Genomic DNA, 21,277 nt, shown 5'->3' with positions numbered 1-21,277 from the left:
ACAGTGATGAATTCGATTATTGATTTATTTCCTGCTTTTTTATTGGTTTTTATTAGAATCTCTGCTTTTTTTGTAACGGTTCCGCTATACGGCCACAGAAACGTTCCGGCTGTTCATCGTATCGGATTTGCTTTTTTTCTTGCAGTCATTTGCTTCAGCACGATTGATAAACCTCCGTCTTTGGAGGTTGACGAGCAATATATGCTGCTGGCGTTTAAAGAAGCTTTGGTGGGTCTGTGTCTTGGTTTGATTGCTTATATGATGATTGCTGCCGTTCAGATAGCCGGTTCATTTATTGATTTTCAGATGGGTTTTTCAATTGCGAACGTTATCGATCCGCAAACGGGCGCACAGAGTCCATTGATCGGCCAGTTTATCTATACGATGGCTCTTTTGTTTATGCTGAGTGTCAATGCGCATCATTTGCTGCTGGACGGTATTTACTACAGCTTTCAGTATATTTCGGTTGATCAGGCATTTCCGAATTTTGGCGATGAAAAGTTTGCTTATCTTATCGCCAAAAGCTTTAATGCAATGTTTATTATCGCATTTCAAATGTCGGCGCCGGTTGTGGCCAGTTTGTTTCTTGTGGATCTTGCATTAGGCATCGTGGCCCGGACAGTTCCGCAATTAAATGTATTTGTCGTCGGTCTGCCTTTAAAGATTGCCGTCAGTTTTATCATGCTCATCGTATGTATGTCCGTTATCTTCGTCGTTGTTCGGAATGTTTTCGGCTTAACGATTGAAACGATGCGGAATCTTTTAGCATTGGTCGGTGTTTCTTAATGAAGCTAAGAATTGACCTCCAATTTTTTGCGGGAGAAAAAACAGAGAAAGCCACTCCGAAAAAACGGAAGGATACTAGAAAAAAAGGGCAGGTTGCAAAAAGCTCTGATGTGAATACCGCCGTTTCATTATTAGTCATCTTCCTTTCGTTTATTGCGATCGGCCCGTATATGAGAGACAGGCTGCTGTCATTTATAGAGACATTTTACACGGAGTCACTCACAATGAAGCTCTCAGAATCAAATGTGCATATCCTGTTTATCAGCTTATTAAAGGATACTGGCATTGTACTTGCTCCGATTCTGCTTGTTGCCCTTGTTGCAGGAGTTGTAAGCAACTATATGCAGGTGGGATTTTTATTTTCTACGGAAGTGATCCAGCCTAAGCTTGAAAAATTGGACCCGATAAAAGGCTTTAAACGGATATACAGCATGAGGGCGATTGTAGAGCTGCTTAAATCGATACTGAAAATTGCTGTTGTAGGGTTTGCGGCGTTTGTTGTGCTTTGGATGCACTATGGAGAAATTCTCCGCCTTCCGCTTCTGACACCTGAAGAAGCACTTTCCTTTGTTTCAAAACTCACCCTGTGGATGGGGCTGAGCGGAGCAGGGGCTTTGTTGATTCTTGCCGGACTCGATTATTTGTATCAGAGATTTGACTATGAGAAAAATATCAAAATGTCAAAGCAGGATATAAAAGATGAGTACAAAAAATCTGAGGGAGATCCGATTATTAAGTCTAAAATTAAGCAACGACAGCGGGAAATGGCGATGAGGCGGATGATGCAGGAAGTGCCGAAAGCTGATGTCATCATCACAAACCCGACTCACTATGCGATCGCACTTAAATATGACGAAGAAAAAATGGACGCGCCATACATTGTTGCAAAAGGTGTTGACCACCTTGCATTAAAAATAAGGAAGATAGCTAAAGAGCATGATGTCATGATGGTAGAAAACAGGCCGCTTGCCCGTGCGTTATATGATCAGGTTGAAATTGACCAGGCAGTACCGGAAGAGTTTTTTAAAGTCTTGGCAGAAATCTTGGCTTACGTATTTAAAACGAAACAAAAAGTAAATTGAATTTTACGATTCAAAAGGAGAGAAAAAACAGCATGTCAACAAGAGATTTATCCGTTTTAATAAGTGTTGTCCTCATTGTGGCAATGCTGGTGATACCATTTCCTCCATGGCTGTTAAGTATTTTGATCATTATTAATATTTCTCTTGCGTTGATCGTGCTTCTCACCACAATGAATATGCAAGAACCGCTGCAGTTTTCGATTTTTCCGTCACTGCTGCTGCTTTTGACCTTATTTCGTCTGGGCTTGAATGTGTCAACGACGCGTTCGATCCTTTCGCACGGCGAAGGAGGGAAGGTTGTTGAGACCTTCGGTAACTTCGTTGTCGGCGGAAATGTTTTAGTCGGACTTGTTGTATTTATTATCTTAATTATTATTCAGTTTATCGTCATCACAAAGGGCGCGGAACGTGTTTCCGAGGTTGCGGCAAGATTTACGCTTGATGCAATGCCAGGGAAGCAGATGAGTATTGATGCTGATTTAAACGCAGGCATGATTAACGAACAGGAAGCGAAACACCGCCGTGAAAAAGTAGCTCGAGAAGCAGACTTTTACGGTGCGATGGACGGTGCCAGCAAATTTGTGAAAGGTGATGCAATTGCCGGAATTATTATTGTGATGATCAATATCATTTTCGGAATCATTATCGGTATGCTGCAGCAAGGCATGGCGATACAAGAGGCAGCCTCTCATTTTACGATGCTGACTGTAGGAGATGGAATTGTATCGCAAATTCCGGCGCTGTTAATTTCTACAGCTACAGGTATTGTCGTGACAAGAGCAGCCTCCGAAGGAAACTTAGGTCATGACATCACAGGCCAGCTGTTCGCTTATCCAAAGCTCTTATATGTTACAGCAGCAACTATTCTGCTTCTTGGCTTGTTTACTCCAATTGGTATTCTCCTAACAGGGCCGCTTGCAGGGCTGCTTGCTTTTGGCGGTTATACGCTATCTAAAACAGGTAAGGAAAAAGAAGAAGTGGAAGAGATTCTTGAGGAAGAGGCTGAAGTTGACGAGCTCAAAAGCCCCGAAAGTGTTGTGCAGCTTCTGCATATAGATCCGATAGAATTCGAGTTTGGCTATGGTCTGATTCCGCTGGCGGATGCTAATCAGGGCGGGGATTTATTAGACCGAATTGTGATGATTCGCCGTCAGCTGGCGCTTGAACTTGGGCTTGTCATTCCTGTCGTGCGTATCAGAGACAATATCGCTTTGCAGCCTAATGAATACCGATTGAAAATTAAAGGAAATGAAGTAGCAAAAGGCGAGCTATTACTAGATCATTATCTAGCAATGTCGCCTACGCCTGAAGACGACCTGATTGAAGGGATCGAAACAGTAGAACCGTCGTTTGGACTTCCAGCCAAATGGATTGGCGAATCGGTGAAGGATGAAGCTGACATGCTGGGCTATACAGTTGTAGATCCGGCTTCAGTTGTCTCAACACATATTACAGAGAAAATTAAGCAGCATGCTCATGAATTAATCGGCAGACAGGAGACGAAACAGCTTATTGATCATTTGAAAGAAACGTATCCGGTCCTGGTGGAAGAGGTTACGCCAAATCCATTATCTGTCGGAGATATTCAGAAAGTGCTGGCTAAACTGTTAAAAGAAAAAGTTTCAATCCGCAATTTGGTAACCATTTTTGAAACGCTTGCCGATTATGGAAAACTGACAACGGACTCTGATCTTTTGACAGAGTACACAAGACAGGCACTTGCTAAGCAAATTACTGCCCAGTTTGCCAAAGAAAATGAAGTGTTAAAAGTGATCACTTGTTCCGGCCGTGTAGAAAAGGCAATTGCTGACGGTGTACAGCAAACAGAACATGGGAACTATTTGTCGCTTGAACCAGATGTGTCGGAAAGCATTGTGCGCTCTGTTGCAAAAGAAGCCGAACAGCTCTCAATACGGCAAGAGACTGCGATTCTTCTTTGCTCGCCTCCTGTAAGGATGTATGTGAAACAGCTTCTGGAACGATATTTTCCGGATCTTCCTGTTCTTTCTTATAACGAGCTTGAGGCTAATGTCGAAGTTCAAAGCATTGGAGTGGTGGATATTTAATGAAAATCAAAAAATTTACTGCTGCTTCAATGCAAGAAGCGGCACAGCTTATCAGAAAAGAACTAGGCAATGAAGCGGTTATACTAAATTCCAAAAAAATCAATAAGCGTAAATGGTTCGGGCTTTTAAAAAAACCGGCTGTTGAAGTGATTGCCGTATTGGATCAAGATTTTCTTGAGAAAAAAACAGCTGAAAAGGCAGCAGAGCCGAAACAAACGTCAAAACCTCCTGTCAGCAGTCCGAAAATAGAGGAGAGGATAATCCCTCAAATTCCGGCTCAATCTGAGCCAGGTGATTTTTCAGCATATCAATCCGTACTTCCTGAACCGCTCAGAAAAGCCGAACAGCTTTTGGGAGAAACCGGCGTTAATGAATCAATTAAGACCAGTACTATGAAAAAAATACTGCGATTCTCTGTTGAATCGGGCGGACTGACAGAAGAAAACGTGGCCGGTAAACTTCAGGATATACTGTGCGGGGCACTACCTCCAGCAGACAAGTGGCAGGAGCCCATTCGTTCGAAGTATATCGTGCTGTTTGGTTCGACGGGCGCGGGTAAAACAACAACGCTTGCAAAACTAGCAGCGTCTTCTCTGCTTGAAAAACAGAAAAAAATTGCTTTTATTACAACAGATACTTATCGGATTGCAGCAGTTGAACAGTTGAAAACATATGCCGAGCTGCTGCAGGCTCCTCTGGAAGTCTGTTATACCAAAGAGGAATTTCAGCGGGCGAAAGAATTATTTGCTGAATATGATCATGTATTTATCGATACAGCAGGAAGAAACTTCAGAGAACAGCAATATATCGATGAACTGAAAGAGACGATTCCTTTTGAAAGCAGCATTCAGTCATTTCTCGTTTTGTCAGCGACTGCAAAATATGAAGATATGAAACAAATTGTCAGACGTTTTTCATCTGTTCCTGTCAATCAGTTTATTTTTACGAAAATAGATGAGACTGCTTCCTTAGGATCTGTATTCAGTATACTGGCAGAATCAAAGATAGGCGCCGGATTTATCACAAACGGCCAGAATGTGCCGGAGGATATACAGACAGTCTCGCCGCGGGAGTTTGTAGGGATGCTGTGCAGATGAACAGATTTGACCAAGCAGCAACTTTACGGGCGAAAATGAAGAAGCGTGAGCGCGATCTGCCGATTGTTTTTGCACAGAAAGCTAAAACACTTGCAGTCATCAGCGGCAAGGGCGGTGTCGGAAAATCCAACATCACTTTAAATATGGCTCTTGCGCTGCAGGATAAAGGCAAGAAGGTACTGCTTATTGATCTTGATATCGGAATGGGGAACATTGATATATTAATGGGAAACTCGTCTTCCGCGACTATTATTGACGTTCTAACTGAGCGCAAGCCTTTTATGCAATCCATATCTACTGGGCCAAAGGGCCTTCGGTATATATCTGGCGGAACTGGGCTGGATGTGATGTTTCAGCTGGACCAGAAAAAATGGACCTTTTTTGCTAATGAGCTTTCTCATGCGTTAAGTCAGTTCGATTATGTACTGTTTGACATGGGGGCGGGCCTATCAAAAGACCAGCTGCCTTTTATTTTATCAGCAGAAGACATTTTGATCATAACAACCCCGGAGCCTACAGCCATTATGGATGCATACAGCGCTGTCAAACATTTAGCTTTGACAGGAAATCAGCTTTCAATGAAAGTAGCTGTCAATCGGTGCCGTGATCAAAAGGAAGGGCTTGACGCTTTTATCCGCCTTTCCCGGACCTTTCACATGTTTTTAGGCGAAGCGGTTCAGTTTGCCGGTTCAGTCCCTGACGACGGGATCGTGAGCAAAGCAGTTGTCGAACAGGTTCCTTTTTTATTAAAAAGTCCTCAGGCAAAAGCCAGCCGGTCAGTCCGTCTCCTAGCGGACGCCTTGTTTGAAAGAGAAGAAACTAGACACAAAGAAGAAAAACAGACATTTATTGAGAAATTATCTTCTTTTTTAATGAGGAGGGCTTAATTTGATTCGTGTGCTTGTAGTTGATGATTCGGCTTTTATGAGAAAAATGATAAGTGATTTTCTAACCGAGGAAAAGCAGATAGAAGTAATCGGAACTGCGAGAAACGGAGAAGAGGCACTTAAAAAGATAGAATTGCTGAAACCGGATGTTATCACACTTGATATCGAAATGCCGGTGATGAATGGAACAGACACACTGCGGAAAATTATTGAGCTTTATCAGCTGCCGGTCATTATGGTTTCAAGCCAGACCCAGCAAGGAAAAGAGTGTACGATTAACTGTTTAGAGATAGGCGCCTTTGATTTTATCACAAAGCCATCTGGTTCTATATCTTTAGATTTATACAAAATTAAAGAACAATTAGTTGAGCGGGTCATCGCAGCCGGACTTTCCGGCCAGCAAAAAGCTGCGGCTCCGGCGGTCATTCGGCCTGAGCCTAAACGTATCGCTAAGCCTGTATTGAGTCAGTCAAAATCTGGCCCAGGCAGACATATTGTTTGTATCGGCACGTCAACGGGCGGACCAAGAGCGCTTCAAAAGGTGATACCAAAGCTTCCTAAGGATTTAAACGCGCCTGTACTCGTTGTACAGCACATGCCTGAAGGCTTTACTGCTTCTCTGGCTGATCGGCTGAACCATCTGTCTGACATTCGTGTAAAGGAAGCAAAAGATGGCGAAGCAGCTCTTAACGGCTGTGTGTACATAGCTCCGGGGGGAAAAAACATATCCGTTATCAAAAACAGCGGCGGCCTTAAAATCGTTCTTGATAATCACGATACGCCAAGCCGTCATAAACCATCAGCAGACTACTTGTTCCGTTCTGTCGGCAAACTTGCAGACTATGAAAAAGTAGCGGTCATTATGACCGGAATGGGCAGTGACGGTACTGCCGGTCTTAAGGACATGCTTGCGTCCGGCAATGTGAAAACCATTGCAGAGTCTGAAGAATCTTGTGTTGTATTTGGGATGCCGAAAGCAGCCGTTAAGGCGGGCCTTATTCATGAAATTAAACATGTGGAAGATATCGCAGCATCCATCACAAGCTGTGTGAAAAAAGAGAGGGTGTGATTCAAATGGATATGAATCAATATTTAGATGTCTTTATTGATGAAAGTAAAGAACATTTACAAACATGTAATGAAAAGCTTCTCCTTTTAGAGAAAGACCCGACAGATCTTCAGCTCGTCCACGATATATTCAGGGCTGCTCATACACTAAAAGGTATGAGCGCAACGATGGGGTATACGGATTTAGCCCATTTAACCCATCTGCTTGAAAACGTATTGGATGCTTTTCGAAACGGAGATATGGCAGTTACATCAGACTGGATGGATATCTTGTTTGAAGCGCTGGATCATCTGGAAGCAATGGTTCAGTCTATTATTGACGGCGGGGATGGTAAAAGAGATATCTCTGAAGTGAGCGCAAAGCTTGACGTGAACGGTGCGCATGCTGAGACTGCTGCTTCAGCGGAACCTGCTGAAGCGAAGGGTTCAGTATCTGATTGGGGATATGATGAGTTTGAACGAACAGTGATAGAAGAAGCGGAGGAGCAAGGTTTCAAACGGTATGAAATCACAATTTCTCTGAAAGAAGACTGTATGTTAAAAGCGGTTCGTGTATATATGGTTTTTGAGAAGCTCAATGAGATCGGAGAAGTAGCCAAAACAATACCGAGTGCGGAAGTGCTTGAGACGGAAGATTTCGGCACTGACTTCCAGGTTTGCTTCTTAACGAATCAAACGGCTGAAGACGTTGAACAGATCATCAACGGAGTTTCAGAGGTCGAGCATGTTGAAATTATTCGGGGCTCGCCTTTACAACCAGCTGAAAAACCGGAGGAGCCTCAGGCGGATACACCAGCTGCTGCACCTGTTAGGCAGGACAAACCAAAGCAGCCTGCTAAAAACGATGAACAGTCGAAGCATACATCAGGCGGGTCTAAAACAATTCGTGTCAATATCGACAGGCTTGATTCTTTAATGAACTTATTTGAAGAGCTTGTCATTGACCGCGGGCGTCTTGAGCAGATTGCAAAAGAGCTTGAGCACAATGAATTGACTGAAACAGTCGAGCGAATGACGAGAATTTCCGGCGATTTGCAGTCTATTATTCTCAATATGAGAATGGTTCCGGTTGAAACTGTTTTTAACCGTTTCCCAAGAATGATTCGCCAGCTTCAAAAAGAGCTGAATAAAAAAATCGAACTCTCCATCATCGGTGCGGAAACAGAACTCGATCGAACAGTAATTGATGAAATTGGAGATCCGCTCGTTCACTTAATCAGAAACAGTATTGACCATGGAATTGAGTCTCCGGAAACACGTTTGCAAAAAGGAAAACCTGAGTCTGGAAAAGTTGTGCTGAAAGCTTATCACAGCGGAAATCACGTCTTTATTGAAGTAGAGGATGACGGGGCAGGCCTTAATCGCAAAAAAATCCTTGAAAAAGCGCTTGAGCGCGGTGTCATTACAGAAAGAGAAGCTGAAACCTTAGAAGACAATGAAATTTATGAATTGATATTTGCTCCGGGGTTCTCTACTGCTGATCAAATTTCGGATATTTCCGGGCGGGGTGTCGGGCTTGATGTTGTGAAAAATAAACTCGAGTCACTCGGCGGTTCAGTCAGTGTGAAATCTGCAGAAGGGCAAGGATCACTATTCAGCATTCAGCTTCCGCTTACACTGTCCATTATTTCAGTTCTGCTGATCAAATTGGAAGAAGAGACATTTGCGATTCCGATTTCTTCTATAATTGAAACGGCAGTTATAGACAGAAAAGATATTCTGCAAACGCATGACCGTGAAGTAATCGATTTTAGAGGGCATATTGTCCCTGTCGTTTATTTAAAAGAAGAGTTTAAAATAGAAGATACAAGACAAGATGCGGAACAGCTCCATATCATTGTCGTGAAAAAAGGCGACAAACCTACTGCATTTGTGGTGGACTCCTTTATTGGCCAGCAGGAAGTTGTGCTGAAATCACTCGGAGATTATTTAACAAACGTCTTTGCAATTTCCGGAGCTACTATTTTAGGAGACGGAGAAGTAGCGCTCATTATCGATTGTAATGCACTGATTATTTAACCATACGAGGAGGTGTCTCACATGACTGCAGAAATTAAAACAGGCGAAAAAATGATTGTCTTTATGGTAAATGGCAAAGAATATGCCATTTCTGTCACTCAGGTGAAATCAATTGAGAAATGGCAAAAGCCAACGAGAGTGCCAGGCGTTGAACCTTATATTTGCGGAGTGATCAATTTGCGCGGCGTGGTGACTCCGGTTATTGATTTAAGAAAGCGTCTCAGCTTGCCTGAGTATGAAATTACCGATGAAACACGAATTATCATTATTGCTTATCGTGATATTGAAGTCGGCTGGATTGTGGATGAAGCAAATGATGTCATAACAGTACATGAAAGTGAAATAGAATCCGCTCCGGAAAGTGCTCAAAAAGACACGTATGTGTCGATTAAACAGATTGTAAAACAAGAGAACAGGCTCTTAAATATTATTGATGCAAATGCGGTTTTGGATAAAGAATCATCTCAGTCCGCTGTGCCCGATCAAGCTTAATCTTAAAGGGGTTATGACATGAGTATTTTTAATGGAATCAAAGAAGAGCAGATGGACATTTTGCGGGAAGTCGGCAATATCGGAGCCGGCCACTCTGCTTCTGCAATGGCCCAGCTGTTAAATAGAAAGATTGATATGGAAGTCCCGTTTGCAAAGTTACTATCGTTTGATGAACTTGTAGACTTTTTCGGCGGAGCAGAAATGCCGGTCGCCAGCATCTTTTTAAGAATGGAAGGCGATTTGACGGGCTCAATGTTCTTTATAATGCCTTTTTATCAGGCGGAGCAGTTTATCAGAGAGCTGATCGGCAACCCGGATTTTGATATAGAAAACCTGGGTGAAGATCATATGAGTTCTTCCGCTTTGCATGAACTGGGCAATATTTTAGCAGGATCATATTTAACGGCATTGGCTGATTTGACGAAACTCCAGCTTTACCCGAGTGTTCCAGAAGTTTCACTGGACATGTTCGGTGCTGTCATCAGTGAAGGTCTGATGGAGCTCAGTCAGGTTGGGGAACATGCAATTGTTGTTGATACGTCAATTTTTGACCAAAGCCATCAGCAGGAGCTAAAAGCGCATATGTTTATGCTGCCGGACTATGATTCATTTGAAAAGCTCTTTGTCGCCTTGGGTGCTTCATTATGAATACAACTGAGGCTGCTGTTGTAAAGGTTGGGATTGCGGACGTGAAGATCGCCCGCTTCCCGGATTCAATCCGGACGTCTGGTTTAGGGTCGTGTGTAGGGCTGGTGCTTTACGATAAAGAAAAGCAAACGGCGGGGCTTGTCCATGTCATGCTGCCGGATTCGACGTTATCAAAAACAGCTGAACTCAATCGGGCAAAATATGCCGATACCGCTGTAAAAGCTACGATTGATATGCTGGTAGAAGCGGGCTGCCGAAAGTTTGCGTTAAAAGCAAAGCTTGCCGGCGGATCAGAGATGTTTAAATTTAAAATGACGAATGATTTGATGAAGATCGGACCGAGAAATGTCTTAGCGATAAAGGAACAGCTGTCATTATATAATATTCCGATTATCAGTGAAGATACGGGAGGCTCAAGCGGCCGTACGATAGAATTTGAACCGAAGTCCTGTATGCTGCATATTCGAACTGTTAAACAAGGTGAAAAAACGATTTAATTAAGGTATTAGGGGGATAACAATGCAATCCTTGAATTATGAAGATCAGGTGCTTTGGTCGCGCTGGAAAGAGTGGAAAGATCCTAAGGCCGGTGATGATTTAATGCGCCGTTACATGCCGCTTGTCACATATCATGTAGGCAGAATTTCTGTCGGACTGCCAAAATCAGTGCATAAAGACGATCTTATGAGCCTTGGTATGCTTGGTTTATACGATGCCCTTGAAAAATTTGACCCCAGCCGGGACTTAAAATTTGATACCTACGCCTCGTTTAGAATTCGCGGTGCAATTATTGACGGGCTTCGTAAAGAGGATTGGCTGCCCAGAACCTCGCGTGAAAAAACAAAGAAGGTTGAAGCGGCGATTGAAAAGCTTGAACAGCGCTATCTTCGGAATGTATCGCCCGCAGAAATTGCAGAGGAACTCGGAATGACGGAACAGGATGTAGTGTCAACAATGAATGAAGGTTTTTTTGCAAATCTGCTGTCAATTGACGAAAAGCTTCATGATCAGGATGACGGGGAAAACATCCAGGTCATGATCAGAGATGACAAAAATGTCCCGCCGGAAGAAAAGATCATGAAAGATGAGCTGATTGCGCAGCTTGCGGACAAAATTCACGAACTCTCTGAAAAAGAACAGCTTGTGGTCAGTTTGTTCTATAAAGAGGAATTGACATTGACAGAAATCGGACAGGTATTGAATCTTTCTACGTCCCGTATATCACAAATACATTCAAAGGCACTATTTAAATTAAAGAATCTGCTTGAAAAAGTAATTCAATAAAGAATTCTCATGATTAGCGAGTGAAAAACATGTCAACACTATTATGGCTTTTAAGCTTCACGCTTCACGGCGTTCTTCTGTACGCTGTCATTATCCTGTATATGAGGCTCGCAGCTGTGAAAGAAACAGAAAAACAGCAAAAGAAGCTGCTGGAAGAGACGGAGAACACACTTGCGGCATTTCTTCTTGAACTAAAAGAAGAAAATGAGAAGTTGATAGACAACTTGGATGTACCTTCTGTTCAAACTGAAGAAAAACAGAAGGAAGAGCATCAGCAGGCTGAACAACATTCAGAGCGAGGTGCTGTTCAGGAAGAAAACAACGCTCTTCCCGAGCATATCGAAGGTCTGATCAACGAGGTTGAGAGGGCGGAAGAGAACGTAAACAGCGATGCCCGTTCATTTGAAGATGAAGTTATGGCATTATATGAACAGGGATATTCAGCTGGTGAAATTGCTCAGAAATTGAAGAGCGGAAAGACAGAAATCGAGCTATTTCTAAAATTTCGCTCCAAAGCTGTAAAGCATTCTTGATTGTCGCATAAAGCTGTGTTATATTATTTCTTGGTGTTAAATACACACGCTTAACGATTTATGCAGAGGGTGCTGCAGGCGGCAGTTCTGCACAAAAATGACCTAAGCGGAGGAAAAAAACCATTATATTAGGAGGAAATAACATGTCAGTCATTTCTATGAAGCAATTGCTTGAAGCTGGTGTTCACTTCGGTCACCAAACACGCCGTTGGAACCCAAAAATGAAGCGTTACATTTTCACGGAGCGTAACGGAATCTACATCATTGACCTTCAAAAAACAGTCAAAAAAGTAGAGGAAGCTTACAACTTCACTAAAAATCTTGCTGCTGAAGGCGGAAGAATCCTTTTCGTCGGCACAAAAAAACAAGCTCAAGATTCTGTTAAAGAAGAAGCTCAACGCTCTGGCATGTACTATGTCAACCAACGCTGGTTGGGCGGTACATTAACAAACTTTGAAACAATCCAAAAACGTATTAAACGTCTTAAAGACATTGAAAAAATGCAAGAAAACGGTACGTTTGAAGTACTTCCTAAAAAAGAAGTCGTTCAATTGAAAAAAGAATTAGAGCGTCTTGAAAAATTCCTAGGCGGAATTAAAGAAATGAAGGATCTTCCTGATGCATTGTTCATCATCGATCCTCGCAAAGAGCGCATCGCTGTTGCGGAAGCTCGCAAATTAAACATCCCTATCATCGGAATTGTAGATACTAACTGTGACCCTGATGAAATCGATGTTGTTATTCCTGCGAACGATGACGCTATCCGCGCTGTTAAACTTCTAACTTCTAAAATGGCAGATGCAATCTTAGAAGCGAAGCAAGGCGAAGAAGAAGCGGAAGTTGCTGAAGAAACTGCACCAGAAACTGAAACAACAACTGCGTAACCTATTCAAAAGGTGATAAGAGGGACTGCCTTTTATCACCTTTTTTCAAGAAAAATGTCATGATACATATCTTGTTTAAACATATAAGGAGGAATACAAATGGCTATTACTGCACAGCAAGTAAAAGAACTGCGTCAAAAAACTGGCGCGGGTATGATGGATTGTAAGAAAGCTTTAACTGAAACTGATGGAGATATGGACAAAGCAATTGACCTTCTTAGAGAAAAAGGAATTGCAAAAGCAGCGAAAAAAGCTGACCGTATCGCAGCAGAAGGTTCAACTCTTATTAAAACTGACGGCAACAAAGGTGTTATTTTAGAAGTAAACTCTGAAACTGATTTCGTTGCGAAAAACGAAGGCTTCGTAGAGCTTCTTAACACATTGGCTGACCACCTTCTTGCAAACACTCCTGCAGATGTTGAAGAAGCAATGGGCCAAAAAATGGACAACGGCTCTACTGTAGAAGAGTACATTACAAGTGCAGTTGCTAAAATCGGTGAGAAAATCACGCTTCGCCGCTTTGCTGTTCTTACAAAAGATGACAGCTCTGCATTCGGTGCTTACCTTCACATGGGCGGACGCATCGGCGTATTAACTGTTCTTAACGGTACAACTGACGAAGAAACTGCGAAAGATATCGCAATGCATGTTGCTGCGGTTAACCCTCGTTACATTTCTCGTGACCAAGTATCAGAAGAAGAAACAGACCATGAGCGTCAAATCTTAACTCAGCAAGCTCTTCAAGAAGGAAAACCTGAAAACATCGTAGCGAAAATGGTTGAAGGCCGTCTGAACAAATTCTTCGAAGAAATTTGTCTTTTAGACCAAGCATTCGTTAAAAACCCAGATGAAAAAGTGAAACAAGTTGTTGCAGCGAAAAACGCAACTGTTGAAACTTTCGTTCGCTATGAAGTTGGCGAAGGTATCGAAAAACGTCAAGAAAACTTTGCTGAAGAAGTAATGAACCAAGTGAAAAAATAATGGTGAAAAGATGTCGCGATCAAGTCGCGTCTTTTCAGGCAGTATAGGGGACACACTTTGTGTTCCCTATTTTTAAAACTATATTTACAAACCTTTTTTTCTCTTGCATAATAGAAAACGGCAATGTTTACACTTGGAGGTTATTATGGAAAAACCAAAATACAAACGTATCGTATTAAAGCTTAGCGGGGAAGCATTGGCAGGGGAACAGGGTAACGGAATTAACCCTACTGTCATTCAATCCATTGCAAAGCAAGTGAAAGAAATCGCTGAGCTTGAAGTCGAAGTGGCTGTTGTAGTAGGCGGCGGCAACTTATGGCGCGGAAAAACAGGAAGTGACCTGGGCATGGACCGCGCAACTGCAGACTATATGGGGATGCTGGCGACAGTGATGAACTCGCTTGCTCTTCAAGACAGCTTGGAAACACTCGGAATCCAGTCCAGAGTGCAAACATCCATTGAAATGAGACAAGTTGCTGAACCGTATATCAGAAGAAAAGCGATACGCCACTTAGAGAAAAAACGTGTCGTTATTTTTGCTGCGGGTACAGGAAACCCATATTTCTCAACTGATACGACAGCTGCACTGCGCGCTGCTGAAATTGAAGCAGACGTTATTTTAATGGCTAAAAACAATGTTGACGGTGTGTATAATGCTGATCCTAGAAAAGATGAATCAGCTGTAAAATATGAATCGCTTTCTTACCTTGACGTTTTAAAAGACGGCTTGGAAGTGATGGATTCAACAGCATCATCTTTATGCATGGATAATGACATTCCGCTAATCGTCTTTTCTATTATGGAAGAAGGAAATATTAAACGCGCCGTGACAGGCGAATCAATCGGAACGATCGTGAGGGGGAAATAACGTGTCAAAAGAAGTATTAACACAAACGAAAGAAAAAATGGAAAAAGCAATTGCTGCTTATCAGCGTGAATTGGCTACTGTACGCGCAGGCCGTGCGAACCCATCTTTATTAGATAAAGTAACAGTTGAATATTACGGAGCGCAGACACCTTTAAATCAGCTGTCTTCTATTAACGTGCCTGAAGCTCGTATGCTGGTCATAACACCATACGACAAGTCAGCAATCGGTGATATCGAAAAAGCAATTTTAAAAGCGGATTTAGGCTTAACGCCAACGAGCGACGGCAATATGATTCGCATTGCGATTCCTGCGCTAACAGAAGAAAGACGTAAAGAATTAGTCAAAGTTGTAAAAAAATATGCTGAAGACGCAAAAGTAGCTGTACGAAATGTACGCCGTGATGCGAACGATGATCTCAAAAAACTTGAGAAAAACGGAGACATCACTGAAGATGAGCTGCGTGCTTCCAATGAAGATGTTCAAAAACTGACAGATGAATATGTGTCGAAAATTGACAGTGTCACAAAAGACAAAGAAAAAGAAATCATGGAAGTTTAATGAAAAACTATGTACAATAGATAATAGTGAAAAGACCCTCTCATGTTTACAGGGGGTTTTTTTGTTAATACTGTTGATTACATTAGTTATCAGCAGGGAATGCAACCTTTTTGGGTGACGGAGGAATCTCATGCTCAACATACTCAAAAATTGGAAGAACCAGCAAACTGCGGCTTCCAACTTAGAACGCTATACAAAAGAAGACATACTTAAGGGAGAAATCCCCGAACACATCGCCATTATAATGGATGGAAATGGCCGTTGGGCTAAAAAACGCTCTCTCCCCCGAATTGCAGGCCACCACGAAGGAATGAAGGTGGTTAAAAGGACAACTAAGCTTGCTAACGAATTGGGTGTCAAAGTACTGACCCTGTACGCATTTTCAACAGAAAACTGGAAGCGGCCAAAAATGGAAGTTGATTTTTTGATGAAGCTTCCTGAAGAGTTTTTAAATACGTATCTACCGGAACTTGTTGAGGAGAATGTGCAGGTCCGGATTATAGGAGATGAATCAGCCTTGCCGCCGCACACAATGCGTGCGATTGAAAAGGCTGTAAAGGATACGGCGCAAAATGACGGGCTGATCCTTAATTTTGCTCTCAACTATGGAGGGCGTACTGAAATTGTCACTGCTGCAAAAACACTCGCGGAAAAAGTGAAGGATGGTTCTTTGAAAATAGAAGACATTGATGAATCGCTTTTTTCTAATCATTTAATGACTGAATCTTTGCAGGATCCTGAACTTTTAATTCGAACGAGCGGCGAGATTAGACTAAGCAACTTTATGCTTTGGCAGGTTGCCTACAGTGAATTTGTCTTTACTGACGTTCTGTGGCCTGACTTTAAAGAAAATCATTTCTTGCAGGCGTTAGGAGAATATCAGCAACGGGGCCGGAGGTTTGGCGGAATTTAGAGGATGGTGGACATGAAACAAAGAATTTTGACAGGTGTTCTGGCAGCAATTGTATTTTTATTTTTAGTTATTGTCGGGAATTTGCCGTTCACCATATTAGTTTATGCAATGGGCAGTGTAGCACTTTTTGAGCTTTTGCGGATGAAAAAACTTAAGCTTGTTTCACTGCCTGGATTGATCAGTCTTTTATTGTTATGGATGTTCTTAATGCCAAGCCAGTATTCTTTTTTTGAAGCGAATGGTATCTCGAAAATTGAAACGGCTTTGTTCGCAGTACTGATTTTACTGACGTACACAGTATTGGTGAAGAACACTTTTACCTTTGATGAAGTCGGCTTTATTACCCTTGCAACGATTTACATCGGAATGTGTTTTCATTATTTTATTGAAATCAGAAACCTTGATCAGCACGGGCTGACATACATTTTTTATGCCTGTGTCGTGATTTGGTCGACTGATTCCGGTGCATATTTTGTCGGGAAATCGCTTGGGAAACGAAAATTGTGGCCTGAAATCAGCCCTAATAAAACAGTTGAGGGATTTGTAGGCGGAATCGTCATTGCACTTGTACTTTCGACGATTTTTCAGCTTGTCGCAAACCTGCCGATCCCATACTTCTATCTGCTTTTGATCACACTGTTTTTGTCTGTTTTCGGACAGATTGGGGATTTAGTAGAATCCGCTCTGAAAAGACATTACGATGTAAAGGATTCTGGGAAGATCCTTCCCGGGCATGGCGGTGTCCTAGACCGTTTTGACAGTTTTTTGTTTGTCATGCCTTTCTTGTACTTTCTGCTTGCCCTTTTTTCATAAAAAAGTCTAATATGAATATGAGACTGAATATGCAGCAAAAAGAATAGGAGTAGTGGCACTTTGAAAAATATTTGTCTTTTAGGAGCAACAGGATCAATCGGCGAACAGACTCTTGACGTATTGCGTACGCACCAAGACCAATTTCAGCTGGTATCTATGTCGTTCGGCAAAAATATTGATAAGGCCGTGCCGATGATAGAGGCCTTTCAGCCGAAGTTTGTATCTGTCGGTGATCTGGATACATATCACAAATTAAAACAAGTTTCTTTTTCATTTGATTGCCAGATCGGGCTTGGAGAAGAAGGCCTGATTGAAGCGGCAGTTATGGAGGAAGTCGATATTGTTGTCAATGCCTTGCTTGGAAGTGTCGGTCTCATCCCTACGTTAAAGGCGATCGAACAGAAAAAAACAATTGCGCTTGCAAATAAGGAAACTCTTGTCACTGCCGGGCATATAGTTAAAGAACATGCTAAGAAATACAATGTTCCGCTGCTGCCCGTTGACAGTGAGCATTCAGCCATTTTTCAAGCCCTACAAGGCGAACAGGCTAAAAACATTGATCGCCTTATCATTACGGCGTCCGGCGGAAGTTTTCGGGACAAGACGCGGGAGCAGCTCGAATCAGTTACAATTGAAGATGCATTACAGCACCCGAATTGGTCAATGGGTGCAAAAATTACAATTGATTCGGCTACAATGATGAATAAGGGATTAGAGGTGATTGAGGCGCATTGGCTTTTCGATATTCCATATGAACAAATCGATGTGGTCTTACATAAGGAGAGCATCATCCATTCCATGGTAGAGTTTCATGACAAAAGTGTGATTGCACAGCTCGGCACTCCTGATATGAGGGTTCCGATTCAATATGCGCTCACCTATCCCGACCGATTGCCATTGCCAGACGCCAAAAGGCTCGAGCTGTGGGAAATCGGCAGTCTTCATTTTGAGAAAGCTGACTTTGACAGGTTCCGCTGCTTACAATTTGCCTTTGAATCAGGTAAAATAGGGGGAACAATGCCGACTGTGCTAAACGCGGCAAATGAAGTGGCTGTCGCCGCCTTTTTAGCGGGCAAGATATCGTTTTTAGCGATTGAAGACTGTATCGAAAAGGCATTAAACCGCCATCAGCTTATTCAAAAGCCTAGCTTGGCAGACATTCAGGAAGTGGACAAAGATACCCGGGGATACGTCAATTCAATACTCACATAAGGTGGTATGTTCGTGAATACAGTTATAGCGTTTATCATTATTTTCGGAACGCTCGTTTTCTTCCATGAACTGGGCCATTTGTTGTTAGCCCAAAGAGCGGGAATTCTGTGCCGTGAATTTGCGATCGGTTTTGGTCCAAAAATCTTTTCATTCAAAAAAAATGAAACGGTGTATACGATCAGACTTCTCCCGGTCGGCGGATTTGTCCGCATGGCCGGCGAAGATCCGGAAATGATTGAGGTGAAACCTGGCTACACGATCGGGCTTCTTTTTAACAAAGAGGATCAGGTTGAAAAAGTCATCATCAATCAAAAGGAAAAATACCCGGATGCTTTAATTATCGAGGTGGAAACGGCGGACCTAGAGCATGACATGAAGATCACCGGCTATGAACAGGGGAAAGAGGATGAGCTTTCCAGCTTTAGTGTGAGTGAAACCTCCTTTTTCATTGTAGACGGAGAAGAAGTTCAGATCGCGCCGTATAACCGCCAGTTTGGTTCCAAACCTGTGTGGCAGCGAATTAAGGCGATTGCCGCAGGTCCGATTATGAATTTCATATTGGCTTATGTCATTTTAGTGATGCTTGGGCTGATTCAGGGTGTTCCGTCAAATGAGCCTATGCTTGGACAACTGACAGACAACGGACGGGCAGCCGAAGCAGGGCTAAAAGAAGGAGATTACATTCAAAGCATTAACGGAGAGAAGATGAGGTCCTGGACCGACATTGTCTCTGCGGTAAAAGAAAACCCGGAAAAAGAAATTGACGTTGAGGTAAAAAGAGATAACAAAACGCTCCACATTTCAGTTACTCCGGAAGCCGTTAAAGATGAGAACAAAAAAACAATCGGCCGCTTTGGTTCTTACGCGCCTACTGAGAAAGGCGTTCTCTCAGCAGTTGCTTATGGTGCAACATCAACTGTTGATGTTACAAAAGCGATATTAACAAATCTCAGTAAATTAGTGACAGGACAATTTAAAATTGATATGCTTTCAGGTCCTGTCGGCATATACGATATGACAGACCAAGTGGCAAAAACGGGAATCATTAATTTATTCCAGTTTGCTGCATTTTTAAGTATTAACCTTGGTATCGTCAACCTGCTTCCGATTCCGGCTCTTGACGGCGGAAGACTGTTGTTTCTATTTATAGAAGCCATTCGGGGCAAACCGATCAACAGAGAAAAAGAAGCCTTTGTGGTGTTTATCGGAGTCGCTTTCCTAATGCTTCTTATGCTGGTCGTTACATGGAACGATATCCAGCGGCTGTTTTTGTAAATGAAAAGTAAATCAATCAGAGGTGCGAAGAAATGAGACAAAGCTTGACGCTTATTCCTACGCTCCGTGAAGTTCCAGCTGATGCCGAAGCGAAAAGTCATCAGCTTCTTCTAAGAGCAGGATTTATCAGACAGAATACGAGCGGGGTATACAGCTATATGCCTCTTGCGTATAAGGTTATTCAAAACATTCAGCAGATCGTCCGTGAGGAAATGGAAAAAATCGACGCTGTAGAAATGCTTATGCCCGCGCTGCAGCAGGCTGAGACATGGCAGGAATCAGGCAGATGGTATACGTACGGTCCTGAACTGATGAGACTTCAAGACCGTCACGGCCGTGAATTTGCTTTAGGGGCAACGCATGAAGAAGTGATCACTTCACTCGTTCGCGATGAGGTTAAATCCTATAAGCGTCTCCCTCTGACTCTGTACCAAATCCAGTCTAAATTCAGGGATGAAAAACGCCCGCGCTTCGGTTTGTTAAGAGGCCGCGAATTCATTATGAAGGATGCTTATTCTTTCCATGCTTCTGAAGAGAGCTTGGATGAAACATATCAAAAAATGTACAATGCGTATTCTAATGTTTTCGCCCGCTGCGGCATTAATGTAAGACCTGTTATCGCTGACTCAGGTGCCATGGGTGGAAAAGATACACATGAGTTTATGGCACTTTCTGAAATCGGAGAGGATACCATTGCGTACTCTGATGAATCACAATATGCAGCCAATATCGAAATGGCTGAGGTTCTTTATCAGGAAGTCACTTCAAATGAAGAGCCTATCGCTTTAGAAAAAGTGCACACTCCTAATGTGAAAACGATCGATGAGCTGACTGCATATTTACAGGTTTCAGCTGAAGCCTGCATTAAATCGGTATTGTTTAAAGCGGATGACCGTTTTGTTCTGGTGCTTGTAAGAGGGGATCACGAAGTGAATGATATTAAAGTGAAGAATCTCCTGCATGCAGAGGTTATGGAACTTGCTTCTCATGAAGAGGTCGTTCAGCAGCTTGGAACAGAGCCTGGTTTTGTCGGACCTATCGGTGTGAATCAAGAGATTGACGTCTATGCAGATTTCGCTGTTAAAGCAATGGTTAATGCTGTTGCCGGTGCGAATGAAGGAGATTATCATTATAAAAATGTCAACGTAACCCGCGATGCGCAAATTAAAGAATTTGCCGATCTTCGCTTTATTAAGGAAGGCGACCCGTCACCAGACGGCAAAGGCACGATCCGTTTTGCAGAAGGAATCGAAGTCGGACAAGTCTTTAAGCTTGGAACTCGTTATTCTGAAGCGATGAATGCGACATATTTAGATGAAAACGGACGAGCACAGCCAATGCTGATGGGCTGTTACGGAATCGGTGTTTCCAGAACCCTTTCTGCTATTGCTGAACAGCATCACGACGAAAAAGGCTTAATATGGCCAAAAAGCGTCGCGCCGTATGATCTTCATATTCTTGCACTGAATATCAAAAACGATGCGCAAAAAGAATTGGCTGAAAAGCTGTACGCTGATTTAAAGGCGAAAGGCTATGAAGTGCTGTATGACGATCGTGCGGAACGCGCCGGCGTAAAATTTGCTGACTCGGATCTAATCGGTCTTCCAATCCGTATTACTGTCGGCAAACGGGCTGATGAAGGAATTGTGGAAGTGAAAATCCGCAAAACAGGTGAGTCAACAGAAGTTTCTGTTGATGAGTTATCTGCTTTTATCAGCAAGCAGTAAACACCATAACGATTTATCAAAAAACATGTTAAAATAGAAATAATAGAAGGTACCTCATTGCCTGAGGTACCTTCACTTATGAT

General features: G+C 42.6%; 21 protein-coding genes. All 21 read left to right on the top strand.

The window, feature by feature from the left end:
- The first annotated feature begins 6 nt into the window (after positions 1-6).
- The 21 genes from fliR (at position 7) to proS (ending at position 21,194) form a co-directional block, all read left to right on the top strand.
- Positions 7-786, top strand: coding sequence for a flagellar biosynthetic protein FliR (gene fliR, locus KXD37_RS11200; RefSeq protein WP_024121407.1), 780 nt, complete (start codon positions 7-9; stop codon positions 784-786).
- The gene (flhB, locus tag KXD37_RS11195; protein WP_024121408.1) at positions 786-1,868 is read left to right on the top strand and encodes a flagellar biosynthesis protein FlhB; all 1,083 of its coding nucleotides are present in this window, start codon (positions 786-788) and stop codon (positions 1,866-1,868) included. The genes fliR and flhB overlap by 1 nt, the downstream gene beginning before the upstream one ends.
- Before the next feature lie 32 nt (positions 1,869-1,900).
- Positions 1,901-3,934, top strand: a complete 2,034-nt coding sequence (gene flhA / locus KXD37_RS11190) for a flagellar biosynthesis protein FlhA (RefSeq protein WP_024121409.1) — start codon at positions 1,901-1,903, stop codon at positions 3,932-3,934.
- Positions 3,934-5,031 (top strand): flagellar biosynthesis protein FlhF, encoded by a 1,098-nt coding sequence (locus KXD37_RS11185; RefSeq protein ID WP_101863335.1) that lies wholly within the window; start codon positions 3,934-3,936, stop codon positions 5,029-5,031. Before flhA ends, KXD37_RS11185 begins: the two co-directional genes overlap by 1 nt.
- Complete coding sequence (locus tag KXD37_RS11180; RefSeq protein WP_188323731.1) at positions 5,022-5,918, top strand: MinD/ParA family protein; 897 nt, start codon at positions 5,022-5,024, stop codon at positions 5,916-5,918. Before KXD37_RS11185 ends, KXD37_RS11180 begins: the two co-directional genes overlap by 10 nt.
- 1 nt (position 5,919) lies before the next feature.
- Complete coding sequence (cheB, locus tag KXD37_RS11175) at positions 5,920-6,987, top strand: protein-glutamate O-methylesterase CheB (protein ID WP_188323732.1); 1,068 nt, start codon at positions 5,920-5,922, stop codon at positions 6,985-6,987.
- Between the two features lie 5 nt (positions 6,988-6,992).
- Positions 6,993-9,005 carry a chemotaxis protein CheA gene (gene cheA / locus KXD37_RS11170; protein ID WP_188323733.1) on the top strand — a complete coding sequence of 671 codons (2,013 nt, stop codon included), beginning with the start codon at positions 6,993-6,995 and terminating at the stop codon, positions 9,003-9,005.
- 21 nt (positions 9,006-9,026) lie between these two features.
- Entirely contained in the window at positions 9,027-9,497 is a 471-nt protein-coding gene (gene cheW, locus KXD37_RS11165; protein ID WP_188323734.1) for a chemotaxis protein CheW, read from the top strand.
- 18 nt (positions 9,498-9,515) lie between these two features.
- Positions 9,516-10,145: a CheY-P phosphatase CheC gene (gene cheC, locus KXD37_RS11160; RefSeq protein WP_024121415.1), complete on the top strand. Its 630-nt coding sequence runs from the start codon at positions 9,516-9,518 to the stop codon at positions 10,143-10,145.
- The gene (cheD, locus tag KXD37_RS11155) at positions 10,142-10,642 is read left to right on the top strand and encodes a chemoreceptor glutamine deamidase CheD (RefSeq protein ID WP_106020715.1); all 501 of its coding nucleotides are present in this window, start codon (positions 10,142-10,144) and stop codon (positions 10,640-10,642) included. Before cheC ends, cheD begins: the two co-directional genes overlap by 4 nt.
- Positions 10,643-10,664: 22 nt before the next feature.
- Positions 10,665-11,429: an RNA polymerase sigma-28 factor SigD gene (gene sigD / locus KXD37_RS11150; RefSeq protein WP_010334270.1), complete on the top strand. Its 765-nt coding sequence runs from the start codon at positions 10,665-10,667 to the stop codon at positions 11,427-11,429.
- Positions 11,430-11,458: 29 nt separating this feature from the next.
- Positions 11,459-11,962, top strand: a complete 504-nt coding sequence (locus KXD37_RS11145) for a hypothetical protein (RefSeq protein ID WP_024121417.1) — start codon at positions 11,459-11,461, stop codon at positions 11,960-11,962.
- Positions 11,963-12,105: 143 nt separating this feature from the next.
- Positions 12,106-12,846 (top strand): 30S ribosomal protein S2, encoded by a 741-nt coding sequence (rpsB, locus tag KXD37_RS11140; protein WP_024121418.1) that lies wholly within the window; start codon positions 12,106-12,108, stop codon positions 12,844-12,846.
- A gap of 99 nt (positions 12,847-12,945) precedes the next feature.
- Positions 12,946-13,827, top strand: coding sequence for a translation elongation factor Ts (tsf, locus tag KXD37_RS11135; protein WP_024121419.1), 882 nt, complete (start codon positions 12,946-12,948; stop codon positions 13,825-13,827).
- 145 nt (positions 13,828-13,972) lie between these two features.
- Positions 13,973-14,695, top strand: coding sequence for a UMP kinase (pyrH, locus tag KXD37_RS11130; protein WP_010334275.1), 723 nt, complete (start codon positions 13,973-13,975; stop codon positions 14,693-14,695).
- Position 14,696: 1 nt separating this feature from the next.
- On the top strand, positions 14,697-15,254 hold the full coding sequence (frr, locus tag KXD37_RS11125) for a ribosome recycling factor (protein WP_024121420.1): 558 nt from the start codon (positions 14,697-14,699) through the stop codon (positions 15,252-15,254).
- 130 nt (positions 15,255-15,384) lie between these two features.
- Entirely contained in the window at positions 15,385-16,167 is a 783-nt protein-coding gene (locus KXD37_RS11120; RefSeq protein ID WP_024121421.1) for an isoprenyl transferase, read from the top strand.
- Between the two features lie 3 nt (positions 16,168-16,170).
- The gene (gene cdsA / locus KXD37_RS11115) at positions 16,171-16,980 is read left to right on the top strand and encodes a phosphatidate cytidylyltransferase (protein ID WP_081638302.1); all 810 of its coding nucleotides are present in this window, start codon (positions 16,171-16,173) and stop codon (positions 16,978-16,980) included.
- Between the two features lie 60 nt (positions 16,981-17,040).
- Entirely contained in the window at positions 17,041-18,192 is a 1,152-nt protein-coding gene (gene dxr / locus KXD37_RS11110) for a 1-deoxy-D-xylulose-5-phosphate reductoisomerase (protein ID WP_024121423.1), read from the top strand.
- A gap of 6 nt (positions 18,193-18,198) precedes the next feature.
- Positions 18,199-19,467, top strand: coding sequence for an RIP metalloprotease RseP (rseP, locus tag KXD37_RS11105; RefSeq protein WP_081638303.1), 1,269 nt, complete (start codon positions 18,199-18,201; stop codon positions 19,465-19,467).
- Positions 19,468-19,499: 32 nt separating this feature from the next.
- Entirely contained in the window at positions 19,500-21,194 is a 1,695-nt protein-coding gene (proS, locus tag KXD37_RS11100; RefSeq protein ID WP_263463531.1) for a proline--tRNA ligase, read from the top strand.
- Positions 21,195-21,277 lie beyond the last annotated feature (83 nt).

Origin of the sequence: Bacillus sp. XT-2 (assembly GCF_025696525.1) — a bacterium.
Taxonomy (GTDB): Bacteria; Bacillota; Bacilli; order Bacillales; family Bacillaceae; genus Bacillus; species Bacillus halotolerans.
The sequence above is the reverse complement of the archived record's forward strand: the minus strand, read 5'-3'. Positions and strand labels throughout refer to the sequence as shown.

Bases quoted from the DNA above. Each gene is read 5' to 3' on its own strand.
- fliR (WP_024121407.1), top strand. From the start codon at position 7: ATGAATTCGATTATTGATTTATTTCCTGCTTTTTTATTGGTTTTTATT.
- flhB (WP_024121408.1), top strand. From the start codon at position 786: ATGAAGCTAAGAATTGACCTCCAATTTTTTGCGGGAGAAAAAACAGAG.
- flhA (WP_024121409.1), top strand. From the start codon at position 1,901: ATGTCAACAAGAGATTTATCCGTTTTAATAAGTGTTGTCCTCATTGTG.
- KXD37_RS11185 (WP_101863335.1), top strand. From the start codon at position 3,934: ATGAAAATCAAAAAATTTACTGCTGCTTCAATGCAAGAAGCGGCACAG.
- cheA (WP_188323733.1), top strand. From the start codon at position 6,993: ATGGATATGAATCAATATTTAGATGTCTTTATTGATGAAAGTAAAGAA.
- cheW (WP_188323734.1), top strand. From the start codon at position 9,027: ATGACTGCAGAAATTAAAACAGGCGAAAAAATGATTGTCTTTATGGTA.
- cheC (WP_024121415.1), top strand. From the start codon at position 9,516: ATGAGTATTTTTAATGGAATCAAAGAAGAGCAGATGGACATTTTGCGG.
- cheD (WP_106020715.1), top strand. From the start codon at position 10,142: ATGAATACAACTGAGGCTGCTGTTGTAAAGGTTGGGATTGCGGACGTG.
- sigD (WP_010334270.1), top strand. From the start codon at position 10,665: ATGCAATCCTTGAATTATGAAGATCAGGTGCTTTGGTCGCGCTGGAAA.
- KXD37_RS11145 (WP_024121417.1), top strand. From the start codon at position 11,459: ATGTCAACACTATTATGGCTTTTAAGCTTCACGCTTCACGGCGTTCTT.
- rpsB (WP_024121418.1), top strand. From the start codon at position 12,106: ATGTCAGTCATTTCTATGAAGCAATTGCTTGAAGCTGGTGTTCACTTC.
- tsf (WP_024121419.1), top strand. From the start codon at position 12,946: ATGGCTATTACTGCACAGCAAGTAAAAGAACTGCGTCAAAAAACTGGC.
- pyrH (WP_010334275.1), top strand. From the start codon at position 13,973: ATGGAAAAACCAAAATACAAACGTATCGTATTAAAGCTTAGCGGGGAA.
- KXD37_RS11120 (WP_024121421.1), top strand. From the start codon at position 15,385: ATGCTCAACATACTCAAAAATTGGAAGAACCAGCAAACTGCGGCTTCC.
- cdsA (WP_081638302.1), top strand. From the start codon at position 16,171: ATGGTGGACATGAAACAAAGAATTTTGACAGGTGTTCTGGCAGCAATT.
- rseP (WP_081638303.1), top strand. From the start codon at position 18,199: ATGTTCGTGAATACAGTTATAGCGTTTATCATTATTTTCGGAACGCTC.
- proS (WP_263463531.1), top strand. From the start codon at position 19,500: ATGAGACAAAGCTTGACGCTTATTCCTACGCTCCGTGAAGTTCCAGCT.